General features: G+C 39.1%; 18 protein-coding genes. 9 read left to right on the forward strand and 9 right to left on the reverse strand.

Annotated features, from left to right (window positions below):
• Window positions 1-6: 6 nt before the first annotated feature.
• The 4 genes from BLR37_RS15025 to BLR37_RS15040 all read right to left on the reverse strand — a co-directional run bounded on the left by BLR37_RS15025 (window position 7) and on the right by BLR37_RS15040 (window position 7,934).
• Complete coding sequence (locus BLR37_RS15025; protein WP_052266197.1) at window positions 7-684, reverse strand: hypothetical protein; 678 nt, start codon at window positions 682-684, stop codon at window positions 7-9.
• A 20-nt stretch (window positions 685-704) separates the two neighbouring features.
• Window positions 705-2,300 carry a RagB/SusD family nutrient uptake outer membrane protein gene (locus BLR37_RS15030; RefSeq protein ID WP_039476866.1) on the reverse strand — a complete coding sequence of 532 codons (1,596 nt, stop codon included), beginning with the start codon at window positions 2,298-2,300 and terminating at the stop codon, window positions 705-707.
• A gap of 18 nt (window positions 2,301-2,318) precedes the next feature.
• The gene (locus BLR37_RS15035; protein WP_090769901.1) at window positions 2,319-5,303 is read right to left on the reverse strand and encodes a SusC/RagA family TonB-linked outer membrane protein; all 2,985 of its coding nucleotides are present in this window, start codon (window positions 5,301-5,303) and stop codon (window positions 2,319-2,321) included.
• A gap of 915 nt (window positions 5,304-6,218) precedes the next feature.
• Window positions 6,219-7,934, reverse strand: coding sequence for an FAD/NAD(P)-binding protein (locus tag BLR37_RS15040; RefSeq protein WP_090769903.1), 1,716 nt, complete (start codon window positions 7,932-7,934; stop codon window positions 6,219-6,221).
• Window positions 7,935-8,193: 259 nt separating this feature from the next.
• On the opposite strand from BLR37_RS15040, the gene BLR37_RS15045 reads away from it, so the two are divergent.
• Entirely contained in the window at window positions 8,194-8,754 is a 561-nt protein-coding gene (locus tag BLR37_RS15045) for a DUF1543 domain-containing protein (RefSeq protein ID WP_090769905.1), read from the forward strand.
• On the opposite strand, the gene BLR37_RS15050 is transcribed toward BLR37_RS15045, so the two are convergent.
• The 3 genes from BLR37_RS15050 to serC all read right to left on the reverse strand — a co-directional run bounded on the left by BLR37_RS15050 (window position 8,755) and on the right by serC (window position 12,155).
• The gene (locus tag BLR37_RS15050) at window positions 8,755-9,546 is read right to left on the reverse strand and encodes a lacto-N-biose phosphorylase central domain-containing protein (RefSeq protein WP_090769907.1); all 792 of its coding nucleotides are present in this window, start codon (window positions 9,544-9,546) and stop codon (window positions 8,755-8,757) included.
• A gap of 377 nt (window positions 9,547-9,923) precedes the next feature.
• The gene (locus BLR37_RS15055) at window positions 9,924-11,045 is read right to left on the reverse strand and encodes a DUF1015 family protein (protein WP_090769909.1); all 1,122 of its coding nucleotides are present in this window, start codon (window positions 11,043-11,045) and stop codon (window positions 9,924-9,926) included.
• A gap of 12 nt (window positions 11,046-11,057) precedes the next feature.
• Window positions 11,058-12,155 (reverse strand): 3-phosphoserine/phosphohydroxythreonine transaminase, encoded by a 1,098-nt coding sequence (gene serC, locus BLR37_RS15060; protein ID WP_090769911.1) that lies wholly within the window; start codon window positions 12,153-12,155, stop codon window positions 11,058-11,060.
• Window positions 12,156-12,478: 323 nt separating this feature from the next.
• Between serC and BLR37_RS15065 the strand changes: the two genes are divergently transcribed.
• Window positions 12,479-12,946 (forward strand): Lrp/AsnC family transcriptional regulator, encoded by a 468-nt coding sequence (locus BLR37_RS15065; protein ID WP_090769913.1) that lies wholly within the window; start codon window positions 12,479-12,481, stop codon window positions 12,944-12,946.
• Window positions 12,947-13,361: 415 nt separating this feature from the next.
• Here BLR37_RS15065 and BLR37_RS15070 read toward each other — a convergent pair whose 3' ends face one another.
• A complete protein-coding gene (locus BLR37_RS15070) occupies window positions 13,362-14,405 on the reverse strand; it encodes an NAD(P)-dependent alcohol dehydrogenase (RefSeq protein WP_090769915.1) in 1,044 nt (347 codons plus the stop codon).
• Window positions 14,406-14,629: 224 nt separating this feature from the next.
• Here BLR37_RS15070 and BLR37_RS15075 point away from each other — a divergent pair, with 224 nt between their 5' ends.
• The 7 genes from BLR37_RS15075 to BLR37_RS15105 all read left to right on the forward strand — a co-directional run bounded on the left by BLR37_RS15075 (window position 14,630) and on the right by BLR37_RS15105 (window position 20,906).
• Window positions 14,630-16,957: a TlpA family protein disulfide reductase gene (locus BLR37_RS15075; protein WP_090769916.1), complete on the forward strand. Its 2,328-nt coding sequence runs from the start codon at window positions 14,630-14,632 to the stop codon at window positions 16,955-16,957.
• A 177-nt stretch (window positions 16,958-17,134) separates the two neighbouring features.
• A complete protein-coding gene (locus BLR37_RS15080; RefSeq protein ID WP_039476848.1) occupies window positions 17,135-17,464 on the forward strand; it encodes an ArsR/SmtB family transcription factor in 330 nt (109 codons plus the stop codon).
• A 1-nt stretch (window position 17,465) separates the two neighbouring features.
• Entirely contained in the window at window positions 17,466-17,930 is a 465-nt protein-coding gene (locus BLR37_RS15085) for an SRPBCC domain-containing protein (protein ID WP_090769919.1), read from the forward strand.
• A gap of 6 nt (window positions 17,931-17,936) precedes the next feature.
• Window positions 17,937-18,326 (forward strand): DoxX family protein, encoded by a 390-nt coding sequence (locus tag BLR37_RS15090; protein WP_090769921.1) that lies wholly within the window; start codon window positions 17,937-17,939, stop codon window positions 18,324-18,326.
• Window positions 18,327-18,381: 55 nt separating this feature from the next.
• Window positions 18,382-18,960 carry a YdeI/OmpD-associated family protein gene (locus BLR37_RS15095; RefSeq protein WP_090769923.1) on the forward strand — a complete coding sequence of 193 codons (579 nt, stop codon included), beginning with the start codon at window positions 18,382-18,384 and terminating at the stop codon, window positions 18,958-18,960.
• Between the two features lie 23 nt (window positions 18,961-18,983).
• Window positions 18,984-19,544: a DUF4256 domain-containing protein gene (locus BLR37_RS15100; RefSeq protein ID WP_090769924.1), complete on the forward strand. Its 561-nt coding sequence runs from the start codon at window positions 18,984-18,986 to the stop codon at window positions 19,542-19,544.
• A 465-nt stretch (window positions 19,545-20,009) separates the two neighbouring features.
• Window positions 20,010-20,906 carry a DMT family transporter gene (locus tag BLR37_RS15105; protein WP_090769926.1) on the forward strand — a complete coding sequence of 299 codons (897 nt, stop codon included), beginning with the start codon at window positions 20,010-20,012 and terminating at the stop codon, window positions 20,904-20,906.
• A 129-nt stretch (window positions 20,907-21,035) separates the two neighbouring features.
• On the opposite strand, the gene BLR37_RS15110 is transcribed toward BLR37_RS15105, so the two are convergent.
• A complete protein-coding gene (locus tag BLR37_RS15110; protein WP_090769928.1) occupies window positions 21,036-22,415 on the reverse strand; it encodes a helix-turn-helix transcriptional regulator in 1,380 nt (459 codons plus the stop codon).
• Window positions 22,416-22,522: the final 107 nt, after the last annotated feature.

Here is a 22,522-nt window from a genome sequence, read left to right on the forward strand (position 1 = left end):
TCCTGTCTATTTATCCAATCGTGCGGTAAATTCATCAAAACCAAAATTGTGTATCGGGGTTAGGATGTTAATTGTAGCATTATTGGTTTTAATATTTACTGCATTTGTAGTGGTAGTTACCCAGTAGTCGGTAAAAATAGAACCATAGGTATCGCTAAAATTTAAAGTAGCTGCCCCGCCACCAACATAGCCTGATGAGCTCTGTTTCACATACCTAATATGCATTTGATAGTCGATAACGATGTTTTTAAGCAATACACCATCTACACTATTAACATAAGCATCGGTGGTTCTGTTACCCCTGATAATATATTTGCAAAGCATATAGCCTAGCTCGTCATAATCTGCAGTTGCCAGGTAAATTGGTGTTTTACCAAAATTTTTACGCCTCACGTTTAAATACTTTACTGCCGCCTCAAAATTCTTGTTTACCGGTGCAAAAAGGGTTACTTTTTGATTTGTTAACGAGTCTTTCAGGAAAGGATAACGATCCAAAACCAATAGCAAAGAATCGAATGTACCTTTAGGTTGCGCCTTAAGGTAATCGAGCGCCGAACCATTAAAGGTTTGCTGGGTATTCACATAATCATGATAAGGAGAATCGCTTTTTTTACACGCTCCAAAGCATAAGCAAATAAACCCTAATAGAAAAAATGTGCTTTTTTGATATAATAAATTTTTCATGCTAAATCTGATTAGGTTAATTATTGCCAATATGGATTTTGGGTAATTAATGAATTGGCATTAATTACATCTTGCGATACCGGCCAGTAAATACCACCGGCAGCTTCAAATTCCTTAAAAGTCATTGATTTACCACCCTTGGTAGCAAAAACTGTTTGTGGATTTTTAATTCTGTTGTAACGCACAATATCGTACCATCTCCAGCCTTCGGCCATTAACTCTCTCCTGCGTTCCTGAAAAATTGCAGCTACCAGATCAGGTGTAGCAGTGGTAAAACTGAAGCCTCTTAAAGCACAAGCTCTGTTTAATGCATTAAGTGCATCGTCTTTTTGGCCCAATACGGCAAGGGCCTCTGCTCTTAACAGGGTAATTTCTTCCATGCGGCTAAATACCATCGACGAACTGAATAAGGTAACATTTCCTGAAGTATTGGATGGATAGATTACCTTAATTTTATTGAAAATAGGTTGTTCAGATTCAACACCATAAAAATAGTTGGTCCTGTATAATCCTGTTTGAGGGTTTATACTGAAACGTAAATCAGATGGAACTGTGAATGCTTTAATGATGGTATCTTTTGATACAAACATTTCCGGTCGGGTTTTCGGAATAAAGGGATATGCAAGTGTTAACTGTTCGATATGCCCGTTCGCAGTTGATAAGCCATTACCTGCTTCGAAAGGAAAACCAACCATTAGGTTTGCTCTTTTGTATGCAAATGGACTATAGTTGTTCTGATTTTCAGTTAGGGCATTCATATCAATATAATCCAGCGGGTTAGCCCCGTCTACAAAATATTGGGTAGATTGATTATCCAATACAAATTTGGAATAGTTTGCCGCATCAATATAATTACCTTGCCATGCAGCAATATGTGCTAAAATGATATAAGCTGATAAACGGGTAAATACAATACCATTCCACGAAGGCCAGTTGGCACCATAATATAAACCCGGCATAATTGGGTCGGTACCGCCATACCTGAAAGGTACTACCTTTGCCGCAGCCAATAATTCGTTAGTGGCAAATGCCAAAACTTTTTGTTGCGAAGTTCTGCCTAATTTAACAAATTCGCCATCGTGCGATGAGGTAAGTAATGGCACATCACCCCAGATTCTGCTCATATAAAAATAAGCAAAGGCTCTAAGCATTCTTGCTTGTGCTACGTCTACATCGTTGTTTATTTTGGTGTAACGTGGATCAAGCGCCTGTATTTCTTTCGATCTTTCAATGAAAAGACTAGCAGCATTAATAGCTGCATAATATGGCCTCCAGTTGGTAATCCGGTTAATTACCGGATATGAGGCATTTAGCTGGCCATTTACTATCGCCTTTAAATCTGCACGGTTGGTGATGGTAAAATCGCCTTGTCTTAAATCGCCCATTAACCAGTGCGCATTATCTGCAACTGTAGCCGAACGAAGTAAGCCATATACCGATAGCAAGTTGGCTTTAGCATCCTCAAGCGTTTTCCAGTTGGTTTCTTCGGTGGCTAACCTTGTCGATTGTACATCGTCAATCTTTTTACAAGAAAAGTTTCCCAAACCAATCAGCAATACAAAAACCGCAAAAGAGATTTTGTATAAGCTATTCCTTTTATTGATTATATAATTCATGTTAATGCTATAATTATTTTATAAATCCAGTTTAAAGCCCAATACAAATGTTCTTGGAATAGTTAAATTGGCTCCATCATAATATCCATTGTAGTTTACTAACTCCGGGTCAATACCTGTAAATTTGGTAATGGTAAACAGGTTCATTGCGGTAGCATATAAGTATGCTCTTCTTACACCTGTTCCACTCCTTCTGAAAAGTGAGGTTTTACCAAAATCGTAACCCAGTGTTACCGATCTTAATTTTACATAAGATGCATTTTCAAGGAATAAATCCTGATCTACCCTATAGGCATCTACATCACTCCATGGATTGTAAATCGGATAAGTTTTTTCGTTGTCGAATACCTGCCAGGAAGAAACCTCTTTAACCGAATTGATATCGTTACCAGCTTCGCGGTTAATGAAGCCATAACGGGTAGCTTCATATTGGTTAATGGCTTTCTGACCAAGCGCAAAAATGAAATTGAAATTCAGGTCGAAGTTTTTATAAGCTAATGTGTTGTTCCATCCGCCTACAAATTTTGGTAACCTGTCTCCTGTTGACACTTTATCTTTATTATCAATACGGTTATCACCATTGTAATCAACCCAGTTTGGATCGCCGGCCTTTAATGGAATACCATTAAATGTTCTGCCCGCAGGAACTTCGGCATTAGTATTATAAATGCCATTGTTGCTGTATAACCAGAAACTGCCAACCGGTTTGCCTACTACCAATTTATCATCGCCACTGATCAACTCTGTTAAGCCATTTGGTAAAGCAGTAAGTTTGTTTCTGTTGCAGTTAAAATTGACAGTAGTATTCCAGTTTAATCCCTTAGTATTACGGATTACAACCCCATTTAACATTAATTCAAGTCCTTTGTTGTTGATATCCATACCAGTCTGATAATTCAGGCTATAGCCTGTTTCGAAAGGTACCGGCACGCCAATAACCTGGTTTTTGTTATCGCGGTTATAAGCAGTAATCGCAGCATTAAGTCTGCTATTCAAAAACGAAGCATCTAAAGTGATGTTGGTTCTATCCGCATAAGGTAATTTGATACCGTAACCGATAAAACCACTTCCATAAGGACGATTAATTCCTAATCTACCACCATAACCAGGAATTGTGGGTTCTTCAAACCAACCGTTTTCAGAGCGGTACTGAGGGCCTGCAGCATACCGGTCATCCAAAAAGATTCTTAAATTTCTTCCCCATCCGGCACTTAGGTGCAAGCTATTGAACAAAGTATTGTTTTTTAAGAATTGCTCTTTAAGGTTAAAAGTAGCACTAAAAGCTGGCGTAGTAACCCAGCGACTATCTGGTTGACCATTTGATGAACCATCTCTACGTACCAATGCACTAAGATCCAATAAGTTTTTATAGCTGTATTTTGCCGATCCGTAAAACGACATCAGGTTGTTTTTTTCTTTATCAATATATCTAAATACATAAAAACCACCTGCTGCAAGGGTATTTAAATAATCGTCATTTCCAGAATTTCCATCAACCAGGTTTAATTTTACGTAATCATTAGGACCATTGTAGGCACGTGCATAATTGTATTTATACGTATCGCCCTGAAAGCTTTGACCAATTTCGAAATCGATGGTATGCTTTTTATTAATCTCATATTTATATGAAGCACTATTATTAAGCATTAAGCGCTGGCTGTAGCCAAAATAGTTGGATACGTAACTTACACCATCCATTAAAGTGGAAGGAGTAAAATAATCCCTTACGCCCTCGTTATAATCAAAAATTAAACTTGAAGAAATCGTGATCTTGTTAATTTTAGCACTCAGGGTAAGGTTACCATTTAAAATGGTATTGCGATTATTGTCTACATTTTTGGCATTTTCTTGTAAAAAGCCTTCATAAATAGATGCGTTTGGAGATAAGGGGCTACTTAAATCTGGAATATACCTGGTTTCGGCAAAACGATCGCGCAAGCTTCTGTTTCTGGTACGATCTAAACGGGCTGCATTAACACTACTCGATACCGTAAACCATTTAAAAGGTGCCATATTGATACCAAAAAACAGATTATACTTATTAATATTCGTATCATCGGCATTACCTGCGTTTTTAGTACCTGAACCAAAGAACCTGAAATTTGCACGATCTCCTCCTCCTGTAATACCTAAATCGGCAGAAAACGTAGGAGTAGTTTTGTAGTAAATATCATTCCAGTTAGATGGGCCATAGTATGCCGTATTGGTCGAATCCCTCAAATAAGAGGCGTAATTGGCATAATTTTCGGCAGTAGCATATTTTTGGTAAAATGGTTTTCTGAAATTATTTTCATAAACACCATTCACCGTATTCACAGCCGGCGGGGTAACAAAACCAAAATAAGAATTTAAACTAATATCCCTTAATCCGGCCCTTGCATTCTTTGTTGTAACATATATAGCACCATTTGCAGCATTTGGTCCTAGTTTAGCCAACTCAAACGGATCTTTAATTACCGATATAGACTGAATATTATCTATACTGATCTGAGACAATAAGTTCGTTGCAGGACCAATCCTGTTATAATCATACTTCTGTACATCAAAAGCAAAAGGATTATCGGCAACCAAAGGCACCCCATTTAAATAAACAGCAGGTTGCAACGCATACATATCTTTTTTTGTAAATAATAAACCTGATGCACCTTGTACTATAATACTTTGCTCGGTTCCCGGTTCACCATTGGGTTCCTGTACATAAACGCCGGCTAAATTTCCTTTAATAACCTGTTGTAACGACAAATTGGGAACCGGTGTTGCCGAACGGATGTTAATCGTATCGCGCACAGTCTTAAATTTCTGCAACGCCTTAATCATTTGCCCGATTGTATCTGTTTTTACGGAAAATGTTACCGGCTCTTTTTTAGCTTTTGTGGTATCCTGCTGAAAAGCGAAATACATACTGTTAGCTCCCTTTACCACTACCGTATTGGCATGTAAAGTTTGAGATCCAAAAACAGATAAAAACAAGGCAAAACAAATGCTTGTGTAAATTTTAACCATTTGAATAGTTTTTATTAGATTTTTTGTTTAAATGAAAATGCAATAGCTAAAAGACCGGTAACAGATTGGTACTGGCTGAAAATTTTGGGCACAACAATGCCTGGGGACAAAGTGTAATTTTTTTGAACATAGTATGGGAATTAGGATGATTAGTTATAATTCTTAACCGCAAATAGCTGCAGCAAGAACAATTAGTTGTTGTTTGTTAGTTTAAAAGCGTAGCTGGAGACAAAGTGTAAAATTTTTGACCATAGAATTTAATTAGGATTAATTTATTGATCGTTGTTACAGAAATGCTGTAACAAAAACCATAGTTATTGTTTGTTTGCTGTTATTCCCCGGTAGAGGCTTATATACTTGCTTTTACTAATCGTGTTTCAGGTGGTTAGCAGGAAACATAATTAGCTGGTTGTACTAATGAAATATTTGGCTCGTTTTAATTTTGTTAATGCAAGATATAGATTAAGAAAACCCGATTTTTATTTTTCTTAACGCAAACGTTTGCTTAAAAAATGCCTTTAAAATAGATTAAAGCACTATTAAAGCTTTGAAGCTCGAAACAATACCCTATAAATTTTGTCGATTTTTAATGAGTTACCCTTTTAGCAAAGGATAAAAATTAATAAACGTTAAAATAACAATGTAATTTAGTTGAGAAGGACGAGCAACTTAAAGATAATTAGCTAATTTATAGATTTTTGATCCCGCTGTGATCGCGAAAAAAAACTGAATAAATTTCACTACGCACAAAATGAGCGCAAACGTTTGTTTTTAGTGAGGCAAACAACAAAAAACACATAACAATTAACTGAAAATCAGATAATTAAAGTTTTTAAAAAACAAAAAAAGAATATCCTATATACCTAAAATGGTGTACATTTCAATCTACATTTTTAGTTAAAAACATCAAAAATTTTAGCCTAAAATTTGGTTTTTAACTACTAACGATGCCGCCTCACAAAAATCAAGACCCGAATAATCAGGGTTATAACCTCCCATGTAGGGAACCGCCATCAGATAAATTCTTTCGCAGTTATTTCCCTTTTTATTAACCGGCTGAAAATAATCGTTTATGGTAACACCGGGCACATTTAAGAAATATTTACCACCTATTTGCCTCACTTGTTTATTGCCGGCCTGTTTGGCTGCATAACCTGCCTCGTCTGATCGAAAAGCCAGTCTGGCTTGATTAATTTTACCGCTTTTAACCAGGCTTTTAAAAGGAAAATCTTTAACTGAAAGATGGGGCTGACCAATGCAATCGACAAAAGTATCGAAGTGGCTAACCACTTTTTTCTGTTTGTTGTTGTAATAATGGTAATTTACTCCGCCCTTTTTAAGTGGTTTAACCCAACTATTGTCGCCAACTTCAATAATATCTAAAATACCTGCATCATGCAAGGCAAACAAAACCCTGCACGAGCTTTGCGGAACAAATGCAATAACAATAGAAATAAGTGGCATTAGTACTTTTTGCAAACGCTCCATGTCTTCTGCCGATAAATATTTGGCAGGATAATTCAGGGTAAAACTTAAAATGGCCAGCGCTTCTTTCCAATACACAGACACTTTTTTGCGGATAGATTTTTCTGCTTCGATATATTCGTGCTTAAATAACTCAAAAGGTTCTATTCTTTCCCGCCAAGCCATCATACTTTCAACAAATTCTTCTAATGTCAGGTCCTTTATCTTCTGGTAAAAATCCGGATCTTCCTTTTTGAACCTGGTCTTGAAATTCTCCTCAAATAAAAAGTCAAGACTTACAAAACCACCATTCTCTTTAATGTGTTTTTGAATTTCAGCTTTAATTAAGGTTCCACCCTTACCTAAATGCGGGTCTTCCAGGTGAAAACGAATGGCAGGTAAGAGACCATTACGCGAGTGCATAACCAATTTAAACCCTTCACTAGCAGGGTTAAGCACATAACAGAGCTTACCAGCTGCATTTTCAACAAATTTACCATTTGCTTTGGCTAGTGTTCTAACCGCATCGATGGCTGTTAACGATGATCCCATTAAACCAACCGGACTGTTGAGCTTTAACAACATTTTTTTAGGCGGATAAGGGGAATCGAAATAACCCGGAATTTTACCTTCATACTTTTTAGGCCAGTTGTGGCCTGTACAAATAACCAGCTCATCAAATTCTTGCGCAGCCTGTTCCTGCACCTTTACCGATACCCGCTTTTTGCGCGGATGATCGGTTACATCTTCAACTACAACCCCGAAATGAATATTGGTAGTAATCCCTTTTTTATCCGCAAATTTCTTTAGCAAATCGAACTGGGCCGAAAGGTACTCGCCAAAAAATAAGCGTGGAAGCACTTTATATTCATTAAAATTTTCGGCGCTAATGTTATACTTTTTCAACAAAGACTTTGGAGCAGTTTTAACCCAATCGGCAATTGAATTAAAAATAACCGGAATTTCATTATCCGAAACATTGGTAATGTGTTCTTCATTTGCCCCTTCGGTACTGTAAGGCATGCCGGCACCAAGCTTATTCTTGCGCTCAAAAATATCGATTTGCAGGTTTTTTCCTCCTGCTTCAACCAATCTTTTGTACATAAACAAGGCACAGGGCCCACCACCAATTATTGCGATCTTCTTTTTTGTTGTTCTAGTCTTCATTGATAAAATAGAATCGAAAAAAATGAAAATTGTTTTGAAATGGCAGAAAAAGTCGGAGGTCGGGAGTCAGGAGTCCGAAGATATAGCGCAAAGCGTAAATCTAAAATATCAGGAACTAATTTTAGTGGTTGCTGTTTATAGATAAGTGGAATCAATGACCAATATTCAATAACCAATTAACAATGATCAATTGAACCAATGATCAATTGAACCAATGACCAATCAACCAGTGACCAATTAACAATGAACAATTGAACTAATGAACGACTTAAAACTATATATGATTTTACTGGGATCGAAAGCACCCAAGAGAAATGTAGAGCAGCACGATTATTTTTTTGGAATTGCCTCATCACTTAAAGCGCTTGTTCCGGAAATTAAAGCATTCTGGCCCGGAACCGGCACAAGTCTGCATATTGATGCCTGGCGTGAGGTGAATAAGGTTGGCGATTACGAAATCAGTATTAAAATGAGAGATAGCGATGTTCCCCCCTCCTTATCAAAGTTGTTTTTTATCAACCTTGGGGGTTACCAGGCAGGCAAGTTAAGCGAGCAGCATTACATTGTATTATCGGTACATGAAGAGCGTGCCAAAGCAATACAAGATGCCAAGAAAACGGTTTTCTTTAAAACCAATTCAATTCAAGGGGCCAACTCGCATATTGACGAAAAGTATGGTATTGATGTTGATGATATTTATAAAATAGAAGATATTTTAAGCGAAGAGTCCAAACAAAAATACCACATCGAAATAAAACCATCTTCAGGCTTACCTGAAGATGAGATTCATTTAGGTTATTTCAGGCTGGATAAGCTTTAACTATTTACGGGCAAGGCTTTTTAACCATTTAACCAGGTCAACAGCTGCTTTATCGTTTTCAAACCCCATTTCTTTTGGTAAACGGCCATTTACATATTCATCGTACAACCATGGATCGGCAATGGCCACAACATTACCCTTGCCATACTTAGCAGTAGCAATAACTGTTGCACCGACACTGTTTTTTAACACTGGTTTAGCTGCCCCCTTTGTTTCGATGGCACAAACGTCTTTCATAAAGATTTTTGAAGCAGTTTTAAATACCGGATTATTTTTGGTTACAATAGCACCATCTTCAAAATGCGCATCGTCTATTACATGGTTTTGCATTTCATTGCTAAAATGCATGCCAAATGTATTAGCCAGTTTATTAAAATGTGGTAGTTCTACATTGGCACTATCGTTGGCAAACATAACCAATACCCCACCCTCTTTTACCCAGGCAGATATGGCTTTGATATGTTCCTGTTCTATATAATTAGGTTTCGGGTTTTCTTTTGGCCTGTCGGGATCTACAATTAAATAAACATCGCTGCCTTTTAAATTGGCTAAAGTAGGCGCTGTTTCGAGCGAATCTAATTTGAAGCCCTCTTTCTTAAAAGTATTGCCAAAAATAGAGAAGCCACTGCTTGCACGCTCGCTCCACAGGTAATGGAAACGGATTTCTTTGCCTTGTTTATCCTTACGGGTTTCGCGGTTAAAAAAATAATCGAGTGTAACGGTTTGCGCACTGGCCACAACTGATGAAGCAGTTAAAAGTCCCGCTATGCAAAATCTAAAAAGTAATTTCATAAAAAAGGGTTGATTAGAAAACCAAAAGTATAAATTTTACCGGTAATCAGTCCAGTTGTTACTCAATTTCAACCGCATTGATACATTTTTAACCTGGATTGAAATTTCAACTTATCATTTCCTGCTGATTTAAGGTGAGAACGCAGATTTTATTGAACAGTATCAGCCCACAGTCCGCACGGTTCACCTGCCAGCATTAAAATTCTGCGTCGATCTGCGCAATCTGCGGGAATAAATTAGCCAGCAGCCTGGTAGATTTAATACTTCCTTTTGTACCAGGCCACTACAAAAAAGCCAACAATTAATACGGTGGCACTTACCTGTCCTATGCTTTCTAAATCGAGATCGAACATTGTGTTTATTTCTGGTTTTAAATATTAATTTATACGTATTTGTTCGCCTTTTGCTGTAATGGCTACCGGACTGCTGGCCATAAAACCTTGCGGCACCTTTGGTGCAATCCAGGTCGATTTAGGGGGTAAAAACTCCGCTTTTTCAGCAGCAGCAATAAAAGCATCGGCAGTCATGGCGAAAAGTGAAAAACCGATTGACCGGTTATCGTTATTCAGCTCGCTCACAAACTGTGACCATTTGCAATCCGGGAAACAAGTTAGCCGCTCATCTACTTTGGGCTGATGTATGCCCAATACTTCAGAAAGGATCATATCCTGCAAAACCACAGTATCTGGTTTGGCCGACAGCGCTTCCCAGGTTTTATTTAAATCGAGCTGGTACCACTCTCCCTGAAAACAAAGTCCAAGCCTGTTTTTTTGGTCGGGTTTATAAGGTTTATTATTCGGGATTTTAGAAATGTAATAATACTGGCCAAGCTTTTCCATCAGCATAGGCCAGGAGATATCGGTAGCCGAAACCATCCTGTGAAAAGGCGCTATAGAGATTACATCAGCAGAAACAAAAAGCGAGCTGATTTGCTGTGGAATATTTTTCTGCAGTGAACAGGCAGCCTCCAGGCGATGGTGCCCATCTGCCAAGTACACGGCTTCTACAGCCTTAAACTGGCGAATAAATTTTTCAATCAGCTCTGCTTCCAGTACCTGATAAAGAAAATGCCCCATTTGCGACCACTCAGTAGCCAAAGGTTTGCGCGTACGCACCACATAATCAATTAATGCATCCAAAGCTTTATGTTTTTTGTGCACCAGTAAAATAGGCGACTTTTCAGTGGTTTTACTTCTCCTGTCGGCTTTAAGCGATTCAACTTTCGATGATACCGTCTCCTCGTGGCGCTTAATGGTTTCTGCGTTGGTTTCAGAAAGATCGATAGTGGCCCAAACACCTCGCATTATGCCGGCATCGCCACGAACTTCATAAACGTAGATGGCTGGCTGATCGTCTAAAGCACATCCAAACAGATTAATGATATCTTCAAAAGAAAGCTGTTCATTTTTATGTCCCTTACCATTAACCTGGTCAGAAATCATCAGATCAAAAATGCCTTTCCCAGGCCTCAATGCCTTTAGAGGAGAAATTTTTATCATCTTCTTATAGATTTATTCGAGTTCAAGAACTGTTTTATCACTGTATATTTTTTCGAAACTTACCATAGCCTCTACCAATACGGCTACACTTGATAAGGGAAGCGCGTTGTAAAGTGAGGCCCTGAAACCGCCAACCGTGCGGTAGCCTTTTATGCCCACAATGCCTTTTTCTGCAGCAAATTTTAAGAATGCCTGCTCTACCCCTTTATCAATAGCCTGAAAAGTAACATTCATCCGCGAACGGTGCGCAACCTCTGCAGTACCATAAAAAAGCGAATTACGGTCTATTTCGGCGTATAATAATTTTGCCTTGTCTATATTGCTTCGCTCAATGCCGCTAACCCCACCCTGGTCTTTAAGCCATAAAAGATTAAGCATGGCTACATAAATAGAAAACACAGGTGGTGTATTATACATGCTCATGTTATCGCGAAAAATGCGGTAATCCATCATGGAAGGGATTTCTTTTTTACCCTTTTCGAGAAATTCGTTTTTGGCAATCACCAGGGTCATACCTGCCGGACCCATGTTCTTTTGCGCGCCGGCATAAATCAGATCAAAATCCCTTACCTCAATTTTTCTTGAGAAAATATCTGACGACATATCGCATACCAATGGCACGCCAGTGGCCGAAAAATCAAAAATCTCTGTTCCTTCTATCGTATTGTTTGAGGTTAAGTGCAGGTAGGCAGATCCGGCATCCACCTGAAAGTTATCAGGGATATAGGCATAGTCTTTATCTTTCGAAGTCGCTATAACATCCACTTCACCAAATAATTTAGCTTCTTTAATCGCTTTCAGGGCAAAATAACCGGTATCCAGGTAAGCTGCCTTTTTCCCTTCACTCAAAAAATTCATCGCAACCATGGCAAATTGCGTACTTGCACCACCCTGTAAAAAAAGTACCGAATAATTATCCGGAACCGACAGTAACTCGCGCACCAGGAGCTGTGTTTTAAGCACTACTTCCTCAAATTCTGGCGAGCGGTGCGAAACCTCTAAAATAGACAAGCCCATGCCATTCCAGTTGATAACAGCCTGCGCAGCTTGTTCCATTACAGCCGATGGCAATATGCATGGACCGGCGCCGAAGTTGTATTTTTTAAGCATAAGAGAAACAATATTTGGTGAAATAATTTATGCTATAAAGATCAGTAGTTAAGCAAATTATAAAGCAACAAGCATTTTTTTTGGTAAAAATTATTTTTTTCAAACCGTCTTACATCCTAAAAATTTGGTTTATCTAATTCTAAAAAGAGCTTAACAGAATATAATTCTTATTGGTTGGAGTAAAAAGCGCATATTATTGTAATAAATACACTAAGCAAAGTATCAAGCATCGGCAATATATTAACCTAAATATAATTATTTTACCTATTTTTAGGCTTCACAAAAGCGAACAAAAAATATACAATTATACACTAAGTATTTACATGCAACCGCCAAAAGTTGATCAGACCGATATTGAAATCCTAAACCTTTTACAACGTGATGGTTTATTAACCTACAAGGAAGTTTCGGGCAAGCTTAGAAAAAGCATGACGCACATTGTAGAGCGCATTAAAAAACTGAGAACAAACGGCTACATCAAATCGACTGTAGCGCTGGTAGATATTGACAAACTGAGATCACATTTTATTGCTTTCCCCCACATCCAGCTTAATCACCACTCAGAAGATGTAATCAGGGCTTTTAAAGCCGAAATGGAAAAATACCCCGAAGTAATGGAATGTTACCACCTTACCGGTCATTTCGATTTTATGCTCAAAGTGGCTATGCCCGATATGGTTTCTTACAATAATTTTTTGAGAGATAACATTGGCACCCTGGCTTATGTGGGCAATATCCAGAGCTTTTTGGTGCTTTCGCAATCGAAGGCAGAGACGGCTTATGCGCTTTAGGCCACTGGTTTATTAGTCATTGGTTCATTGGTCACTAGTTAATCGTCATTTCGAGCGGCCCCGATAGCTATCTGGAGCAACGTAGCCGAGAAATCTGTCTAGATAGATTTCTCCATTCCGCCACCGGTGAAGAACCGGCCGACTCCAGTCGAAATGACGGTTTTTCTATGGGGTCTATCAATGGTAGCGGAGTCGAAGGGCAAAAGCCAATCCGATCGTCATTGCGAGAAGGCTTTTTCAGCCGACGAAGCCTGCCTGCAGCAGACAGGCAATCTTTATAGTAAAAGATTCCATGCATGAAAGATTGCTTCGTCGTTCCTCCTCGCAATGACGAATTGATAGTTTATCAAATGGCAAAAAACAAAAAAACCGGAACATTAAATGCTCCGGTTTTTCTTTAAGTATCAAAAGCAGCCTACAGTGTAGCCATATCAATTACAAAACGGTAACGTACATCACCTTTTTCCATGCGTTCATATGCTTTATGAATATCTTGCATGTCAATCATTTCGATATCTGAAACGATATTGTTGGCGGCGCAGAAATCAAGCATTTCCTGGGTTTCTTTAATCCCGCCAATTCCAGAACCGGCAAGGCTTTTTCTACCGCCTAATAAACTAAAAGCAGCAATTTCTGCCGGTTTTGGTGGTACACCTACACAAATATGTGTTCCGTTGGTTCTCAACAACGAAAGGTACATATTAAAATCGTGCTCTGCCGAAACGGTATCCAGAATAAAATCAAAAGTTCCGGTTGCTGCCTTAATCTGCTCCGGATCGGTAGTTACCACAAAATGATGTGCACCTAATTTTTTGGCATCTGCTTCTTTTTTAGGCGAAGTACTCAATACCGTTACTTCAGCACCAAAGGCTACACCAAATTTAACAGCCATGTGGCCCAATCCGCCTAAGCCTAAAACCGCCAGTTTATGTCCTTTACCCACTTTCCAATGGCGTAATGGCGAATAAGTGGTAATACCGGCGCACAGCAAAGGTGCAACTGCAGCCAGGTTTAAGTTATCGGCAATTTTAAGCACAAACTCCTCTCTAACCACTATACTATCTGAGTAACCACCATAAGTAGGTGTTTTGCCATCGCGCTCCAAACCGTTATAAGTTTGCGTATTCCCTTCAAGACAATATTGTTCCAAATCCTGTTTACAGTTTTCGCAAACCATGCAAGCATCTACCATACATCCGGTTCCGGCTAAATCGCCAACCTTGAAGTTTTTAACATGATCGCCAACTTTAACCACGCGACCTACAATTTCGTGTCCCGGAACCATTGGAAAGATACCCGGAAACCAGTCGTTTTTAATCTGGTGCAAATCGGAGTGGCAAACACCACAAAAAAGTATCTCGAACTGCACATCATGTGGCCCAACTTCCCTGCGTTCGAAGTTCCATGGTGCAAGATCTGTTGTTGGGCTTTGCGCCGCATATCCTTTTGTTGCTATCATAAGTTTAAATTTTAAAGTATTATCCTTCTACAAATTTAAGGCAGACTTGTTTCTTAAAATTACGCAATTCAAATAATTGATTATAAAATTCAAACAATTATTCGGCGCGAGGCATTCCTATGATGCTTCGACTACACCTCCATAACCTGTAAAAAATTAACATTTTTTAAGGCTTAAGCCCGCATTAATTACATAATTTAGTGTCCTAATCAAATTAACAACCCATGAACTCCTCACCCACTCGCTTAAACAACCTGCTTAAAGGCCTGGCCTTAACTTGCCTGTTGACACCAATTAGCTTAACCAGCATGGCCCAAAAAATCATCACCAATCCACTGGTTGGCTTTGATGGCAAAAACCCGAATTTAAAAATTGTTAAAATCAGCTTAAGTGATACAGCGACAGTTTTAAATTTCGAAACCACTGCTCCCGCCGGAAATTGGATCCGCATCCCTAAAAACACCTACATACAGGTAAATGGTGCAAAAGAAAAATTGTTTATCAAAACCACAAAAGGCATCCCCTTTAATGAAAAATATACCATGCCCGCAAGCGGAAAGACAAGCTATGAACTTGTTTTCCCAAAAATAGCCGCCACAACCGGCATGATTGATTACGGCGAAGACAGTAGTGACGGCTGGAAAATTTACGACATTGAGCTGATCAAAAAGCAAACACCCCTACCCGCTTTTTTATACACCGAATGGTACAATAAAAAAAACAGCGATTTAGCTATTGCCTTTTACAATAAGGCAGTGGTACTCGATCAGCAGGTTTGGGCTTATAAGGCCATTACACAAAAGGGCAACCACTATAACCTTACCTTAAGCAACAACAAGACTACCAAACAAATTATCATAGAAAAACTGGCCAACAATGAGCTTAACCTAACCATAGGCAAACTTTCAACCCGGTTAAGCAGCAATAAAGAAAATTGTACACAGGTTTTAAGTAAGGAAGTTTATCAGCTCCCGCTGCTAAAAAACGACAGCGCTGTTTTTAGCGGATACATTAAAAACTATTCACCTAAGCTGAATACCAAAACCCTGATGCTGGCCATTGATAACATCATTACCGGCGAGCAGGAAAACGCACTGCTTAATATTGAACCCAATGGATACTTCTATCGCAAAATACCAGTATACCACTTGCAAAGAGTATTTTTGCGTTCGGATGTAGCCGATGAAAATGACATCTATCTGGAGCCTGGCAAAACACTTTTTGTGGTATTGGGGAATGGCCCCATTAAATATGCCGGCAGTGCCGCAGAACTGAACGAAAACCTAAGGCAATTAAATAGTATCGACCAGTATGACTACCAGCGTACACAAGAAAAGCTGGTCAATATGAAACCCAATGATTATAAAGCCTACCTGCTTGGTCTGCAAGCCATTGAACAGACTAAATTAGATTCACTTAATCAACTGGGCAAAGTTTCGGCCAAAGCTTATCAGGTAAAGAAAAAAGATATTCTTTTAGAATACGCAAACCACATGATGGAATATCACTGGAATTATGAATATGCTTACAAAAGTGCTTTTAAACTATCAGACACAGCAAAAGTTAACGTAGAAGCTTATCCAGCCGGTTACTACAATTTTATTAACAATCATGATTTTAACAATGAGTTGAATGTAATTTCCAACAGCTATAGCACATTTATTAACCGGATTAAATTTATACCTGTCTTCAGAATGAGCAGATATACACACAATTATAAAGACATTGTAACCGCCCTCAAATCCAGTGGTGAACCACTCAGCGAAAATGATATTGCTTTCGAAAAATTAATCAATGAAAATGGTTTAAGCCTCGTAACTGATAGTGTAAGCGAACCAATAGCTAAAAAATGGGCTGCAGATCATAATGCATTTATAAATGAGTTTGTAAACAATATTTTTAAGAACCGTTACTATACAACTTTAGATTCGGCAACAGGCATTAAGCAGGGCATTTTGATCGATTTAATGCGGGCGCAGGATTTTGCGAAACCCGTTGTATCGCAGCTAACTCCGCTCGATGAAAAACACCTTACCTTAGCCAAACAAAACGTTAGCAATCCATTTTTAAAGCAATACATCGAACTAAAAAATAATGAAACCTTAAAGCAGATTGAAATCAACAAAACTGCAGGCGGGTACTTTGTAAACGAAACTCCAAAGGTTGAAGCCGATAAAATATTTGATAACATTATGGCCAAATATGTCGGCAAAGTTATCCTCGTTGATTTTTGGGCAACCTGGTGCGGTCCTTGTTTAAATGGAATCAAGGAAATAAAGCCTTTAAAAGAAGAGATGAAAGATAGCAACGTGGCCTTTGTTTACATCACCAACGAAACCTCACCACTGGCTACTTATCAGAATATGACTCCCGGTATTAAAGGTCAGCATTACAGACTCGACAACGACGCCTGGAGATACCTGGCCGATAAATTTAAAATTACCGGCATTCCGCATCAGGTATTGGTAAGCAAAGAAGGTAAGGTAGTAAACCCGCATTTAGGCTTTTTAGACAATAAAGAGATTAAACAGCTTTTAGAAAAGCAACTTTAGGTATTGTTTAAAATCCAGTTAGAAGCTCAATAGCCATATGGTTATTGGGCTTTTTCTTTTATTACACCCTATAAATACCTGCTTTAACGACAGCAAACGCACATTATCAAAAATAAATGAACAAAAATTTGCGTAGTTAAATAACTACATATACATTTGTAGTCAAATAACTACATAATGAATTTACGAAGAGATGTTTTCCAGGCCATAGCAGAACCAACCCGAAGAGCAATCCTCTTGCTGGTGGCTTCACAGGCTATGACAGCCGGCGCCATTGCAGCAAATTTCGATACCGCACGCCCAACGGTTTCTAAACACCTGCAAATCCTTACCGAATGCGAACTGCTGGAGCAAAAGCAAAACGGCAGGGAAATTTTCTATTACATTAATGCAAAAAAAATGAAAGAAGTAGCCGATTTTATTGAGCCTTTCCGCCAGATGTGGGACGAACGCTTTAACAAACTCGAATCAGTAATGAAAGCTTATCAAGCCAAAAAGAAAGACTAACATGGAACAAAAAACAAAGATTGATGCCCAAAACGGCAAACAGGAAATACACATTACCAGAACATTTGACCTCCCTGTTGAACTCCTTTTTAAAGCCTATGTAGAGCCCGAAATTGTTGAACAATGGATGGGTACCAAAGTGCTAAAACTCGAATGCAGGAAGCACGGCGGCTATCAGTTCGAAACTACAGATCCCCGTGGTAACAAACATGGCTTTAACGGGGTAATTCACGAATTTACACCCGACCAACGCATTACCCGCACGTTCGAAATGGAAAACACACCGTTTGGCGTACAGCTGGAGTATCTGCAATTTGAAAAACTTAGCGATGATACCAGCAAACTCACCATGCACGTGATCTACCCTTCGGTTGAGGTGCGCGATCAGATCCTGGCCATGCCTTTTGCTCAGGGCATTAACATGGCACATAACAGATTACAACAAATCGTTAATCAATTAAAATAACCAACCATGACAAAGAGAAACAAAATTATTTATTGGATTGCCACGGTTTGGCTGGCATTGGGCATGACTTCGACCGGAATAGTGCAATTGATGAAAATGAAAGAAGAAACCGTTATGATGGCACATTTGGGCTATCCGCTTTATTTTCTAACCTTACTGGGTATCTGGAAAATTTTAGGTGTAATTGCTATCCTGATCCCCAAACTCCCTTTGTTAAAGGAATGGGCTTATGCAGGTTTTTTCTTTGCCATGTCGGGCGCTGTTTTCTCTCACCTGGCCACGGGCGATGCTGCTAAAGATCTTTTTGGCCCGGTATTACTCATTGTACTTACGGCGGTATCGTGGTATTTCAGACCTGCTGGCAGAAAAATTATTTTTGCTAATTTTAATCCATAAGTAGGCCATTTAATCCAAAAGTCTAATTCTTTAACTGAACTTAAAATTGTACAGCATGAACCCTAAAGTTGATTTTTACTTTAACAAAGCCGGAAACTGGCAAACAGCAACAGAACAACTGAGAACAATTGCGCTGGACTGTGGTCTTACCGAAGAATTAAAATGGGGCTGTCCATGCTATAGCTACAAGCAAGGCAACGTTGTTTTAACCCATGTATTTAAAGAATATTGCGCTTTTTTGTTTTTTAAAGGAGCTTTATTGAGCGATCCGGAAGGCATTTTGATTCAGCAAACCGAACATGTGCAATCGGCAAGACAAATCCGCTTTACCAATGCACTTGATATTGTAGAAATGACGGCTACCCTAAAAAGCTACATTTACCAGGCCATTGAAGTTGAAAAGGCTGGTCTGAAAGTAGCGCTTAAAAAGACCGAAGATTTTACAGTTCCTGCAGAGTTTCAGCATAAATTAGATAGCATTCCAGACTTAAAAGCCGCTTTCGAAGCCTTAACGCCAGGCCGGCAACGGGGTTATCTTTTCTACTTTTCGCAAGCAAAGCAGGCCAAAACCCGCGAAGCCAGGGTAGAAAAATACATGCCTCAAATTATGAATGGAAAAGGACTAGACGACTAAACATTTACCAATTATCTGTCAATATGAAAACCAAAACACTCTTACCCGAACAACGCGAAACATTACTAAGCATTTTACAAACCCGTTTTGAAAAGAACACGAACCGTCATAAATCCATTAAATGGGAAGAAGTAAAAACAAAACTCGAAACCAGCGAAGCCAAATTATGGATATTGGATGATATGGAGCAAACCGGTGGCGAACCCGATGTGGTTGGCTACGATGAAAAAACAGGTGAATACATTTTTTACGATTGTGCAGCCGAAAGTCCGAAAGGCCGCCGGAGCATTTGTTACGATCGCGAAGCGCTGGAATCCAGAAAGGAGCATAAGCCAGCTGATAGCGCGTTAAATATGGCCACAGCCATGGGGATTACACTTTTAACCGAAACCGAATACCGGGCTTTGCAGCAACTGGGAAAATTTGACACTAAAACCTCGAGCTGGGTGCAAACTCCTGCCGAGATCAGAAAACTAGGTGGTGCGCTTTTCTGCGATTGCCGATACAATACCGTTTTTGTATACCACAATGGTGCTGAATCTTATTATGCCGCCCGTGGTTTCCGTGGTTCGTTAAGGGTTTAAAATAAAGACTACATATCCCCTACAATTGTCAATACTGGGCCTGTCGAAGGACGCTAGCTAACCATTTTAAAGCGTTATCGACAGGCTACTTTTTTCAAATTGCCTCTATTGTTAACACCATCTGCCATTTCCGCTTCATTCCCCTTTTCGCATTTTAATTTTGATACCAAACCTGAATTGCTTACTTTCGCTTATAGCAAGCCATTAAACCGGCAAACAATGCTAAACAAGATGAATAGAAACGTAATTTCGCCTCCAGCGCCTTAGTAAAAATTTATTGCCACATGTGTTTGCCTAAGCATACGCATCATTCCCTGCAATAATCTATTTTCAATTTATTTACCGGATACGGAATACTATCGGGCTGAATCAGCTACGGTTAAATCCACCTTAAAAAAGTCCTTAAAGGAGCTTTAACACATTATCAATTACTACCTGCGCTGGGTAGATTACTTTCTTAACAAAATGAAAAAAGCATATATACAACTTCACCTGGCATTGGTACTTGCGGGTTTTACAGGCATATTTGGCCGCTTAATTACTTTAAATGAAGGTTTAATCAGCTGGTACCGAACATTTATTTCAGCAGTATTTATCCTGATTGTTTTAACATTAACCGGCAAGTTCCAAAAAATAACTTTATCCGAAAAAATTAAGATGGGAGCCGCCGGAGCGATCCTGGGTTTTCACTGGTTGTTCTTTTACGGTAGTATCAAATACTCAAACATATCAGTTGGCGTGGTGTGTTTTGCACTCACCAGTTTTTTCAACGCCTTGTTCGAACCTGCCATTAACAAAAAGAAACTATCCATACAAGAACTGTTGTTAAGCGGTCTTACCCTTTGTGGCATTGCCTTAATATTTGGGATGGATATCAGCTTTAGAACAGGTATTATACTGGGCATTATATCTTCGATATTCTCAGCACTGTATACCGTTTACAACGAGCGATTAGCCGGCAATTATCGCGGCGAAACCATTATTCTTTACCAACTGATAGGGGGCGTTATTGCCCTAACGCTAATTATGCCGGCATTCCTGTATTTTACTCCTACCACATCGCTACTACCTTCGCTACACGATTTTGGCTGGCTTTTGGTTTTGGCAATCCTGTGTACAGTAGTGATGTATCTACTCATCATCAATGCTTTAAAGCACATTTCATCATTTACGGTAAGCTTAACCTTTAACCTTGAGCCACTTTACACTATCTTATTGGCTATTGTTATTTATAAAGAAAACAAGGTACTCTCAACCAGTTTTTACATCGGTTTGTTTTTAATCCTTACCTCGCTCGGCCTGCAAATGTGCAGGGTTTGGTATAAGCTCAAAAGCAGGCAATTAACAACTATAAGCCATTGAGTTGGTTAAATAAGTATTAACGAGGTTGTCACGTTGAGCCTGTCGAAACGCTTTAGAAAGCTCCTTCGACAGGCTCAGGATGACAAGCTATATTAGAGGTTGCCTTGTTAAACTACATTCAAACAAAACCTAAATCTGGCTCATCCAGACATTGATATCGGCTGTTGATGGAATATCCAGTTTTTTCCTGATTCTGTATTTACGGCTTTCCACCGATCGTACTGAAGTTTTGGTATAACGGGCAATTTCTTTGGTTTCGAAATTCAGCCTGAGCAACACACAAAATTCTATTTCGGCAGCAACCATAGTAGGCGCTTTTTCGAGCAATTTCTTGCTAAAATCGGTGTCAAACTCATTAAATTTAACCAAAAAAGCAGGATTGTTTTCTACTGCAAGCTGTACAATTTCTTTTAACTCCTCCATTTTTACCGGCGAACGGTCTTGCTCATTCAATTCGATCTTTCTAACCAGTTCATCAATTTTTTGCTGCGCCTTACTCACCTCTTCTTCATTTTCTGCACGCAACAACAGCTCTGCCTTATTTAACCTGATGATAAAAACAATCAGCAGGATGGCAAATGCCACAATAATGACAAGTGCTGCCAGATAAAATTTGTTTAACAGCGCTGTTGTTTCCTGGTAATTCTTAAGGGCAAGCACCTTAAATTCATCAATCATCTGGTAATTGATGTCTTTCACGTTGTTTATAATATTCTCCAGCTCATTGCTGATATGACTATTCAGTACAATCAGCTCATTCTGCATGCCCAACAGTTTTTCATTTTCGCGTTGCAGGAGCTTTAGCTTATTTAAATAGGCTTTACGGTCGTTATTGGCAGTTTCTTTTTCCTTGCTTACAGTAGCAGTCTGCGTACTTTCTTTTTTGGTAATTTCGACCGTAGCCACCTCACTTTTATTGTTTATGGCATCTTTTAACCGTTTAAAAAACCCTTTTTTGGCTACAGGTTTGGCTTTGAGCACCGTATCTACTTTTACCTTTACATTCCGGTCAAACTTATGCTCTGTTACGGTTGTACCCTGCACCCCTTGCGTAGCTGCCCTGTTATAATCGGCATAAATGGTTAAGAGCGAATCGAAACTGTGTTTAAGCGAATAAAGCTGATCGGACAAAGCCGACTTCTTGTTATACCAGAATTTAACCTTTTTGATTTGCAAAGCGGTAAGCTGCGAGGTATCAGCCTGCGCCTTCAGCAAAGTATCGATCATCAGAAATACTTTCGATATTTTGGTATTGTAAGCGGTATACTTTTTACTGCCCGCATTGAGCATCGATTCCTGGAAATCGCCTTCTGCATGGTGAATGAGTAACAAAATCTGCTCAGGTTCTGATTGGCCATGCTCGATATTGGTAGCCAGCTTAGAAACACTGCCCAGTTTACCGGTTATGGTATTAAGCACAAAAAAAGCAGCCCCGGCAGAAATAATGGTGAGGATTAAAAATATGAATAATATTTTCTTTGAGATGGTCCAGGTATACGTAAAGTTCATGGAGGGAAAAGATAGTTAATTCGGGATAAACGTTTTGTATCGCAGATGCGAACCACAAAGAGAGCATTTTTCTAAAAATTAGCACCTACGCATTTCTACTCAACCAG

Source organism: Pedobacter soli (genome assembly GCF_900101435.1).
Taxonomy (GTDB): Bacteria; Bacteroidota; Bacteroidia; order Sphingobacteriales; family Sphingobacteriaceae; genus Pedobacter; species Pedobacter soli.

Coding starts and splice junctions, on each gene's coding strand:
- BLR37_RS15025 (WP_052266197.1), bottom strand. CDS start 684: ATGAAAAATTTATTATATCAAAAAAGCACATTTTTTCTATTAGGGTTT.
- BLR37_RS15030 (WP_039476866.1), bottom strand. CDS start 2,300: ATGAATTATATAATCAATAAAAGGAATAGCTTATACAAAATCTCTTTT.
- BLR37_RS15035 (WP_090769901.1), bottom strand. CDS start 5,303: ATGGTTAAAATTTACACAAGCATTTGTTTTGCCTTGTTTTTATCTGTT.
- BLR37_RS15040 (WP_090769903.1), bottom strand. CDS start 7,934: ATGAAGACTAGAACAACAAAAAAGAAGATCGCAATAATTGGTGGTGGG.
- BLR37_RS15045 (WP_090769905.1), top strand. CDS start 8,194: ATGAACGACTTAAAACTATATATGATTTTACTGGGATCGAAAGCACCC.
- BLR37_RS15050 (WP_090769907.1), bottom strand. CDS start 9,546: ATGAAATTACTTTTTAGATTTTGCATAGCGGGACTTTTAACTGCTTCA.
- BLR37_RS15055 (WP_090769909.1), bottom strand. CDS start 11,045: ATGATAAAAATTTCTCCTCTAAAGGCATTGAGGCCTGGGAAAGGCATT.
- serC (WP_090769911.1), bottom strand. CDS start 12,155: ATGCTTAAAAAATACAACTTCGGCGCCGGTCCATGCATATTGCCATCG.
- BLR37_RS15065 (WP_090769913.1), top strand. CDS start 12,479: ATGCAACCGCCAAAAGTTGATCAGACCGATATTGAAATCCTAAACCTT.
- BLR37_RS15070 (WP_090769915.1), bottom strand. CDS start 14,405: ATGATAGCAACAAAAGGATATGCGGCGCAAAGCCCAACAACAGATCTT.
- BLR37_RS15075 (WP_090769916.1), top strand. CDS start 14,630: ATGAACTCCTCACCCACTCGCTTAAACAACCTGCTTAAAGGCCTGGCC.
- BLR37_RS15080 (WP_039476848.1), top strand. CDS start 17,135: ATGAATTTACGAAGAGATGTTTTCCAGGCCATAGCAGAACCAACCCGA.
- BLR37_RS15085 (WP_090769919.1), top strand. CDS start 17,466: ATGGAACAAAAAACAAAGATTGATGCCCAAAACGGCAAACAGGAAATA.
- BLR37_RS15090 (WP_090769921.1), top strand. CDS start 17,937: ATGACAAAGAGAAACAAAATTATTTATTGGATTGCCACGGTTTGGCTG.
- BLR37_RS15095 (WP_090769923.1), top strand. CDS start 18,382: ATGAACCCTAAAGTTGATTTTTACTTTAACAAAGCCGGAAACTGGCAA.
- BLR37_RS15100 (WP_090769924.1), top strand. CDS start 18,984: ATGAAAACCAAAACACTCTTACCCGAACAACGCGAAACATTACTAAGC.
- BLR37_RS15105 (WP_090769926.1), top strand. CDS start 20,010: ATGAAAAAAGCATATATACAACTTCACCTGGCATTGGTACTTGCGGGT.
- BLR37_RS15110 (WP_090769928.1), bottom strand. CDS start 22,415: ATGAACTTTACGTATACCTGGACCATCTCAAAGAAAATATTATTCATA.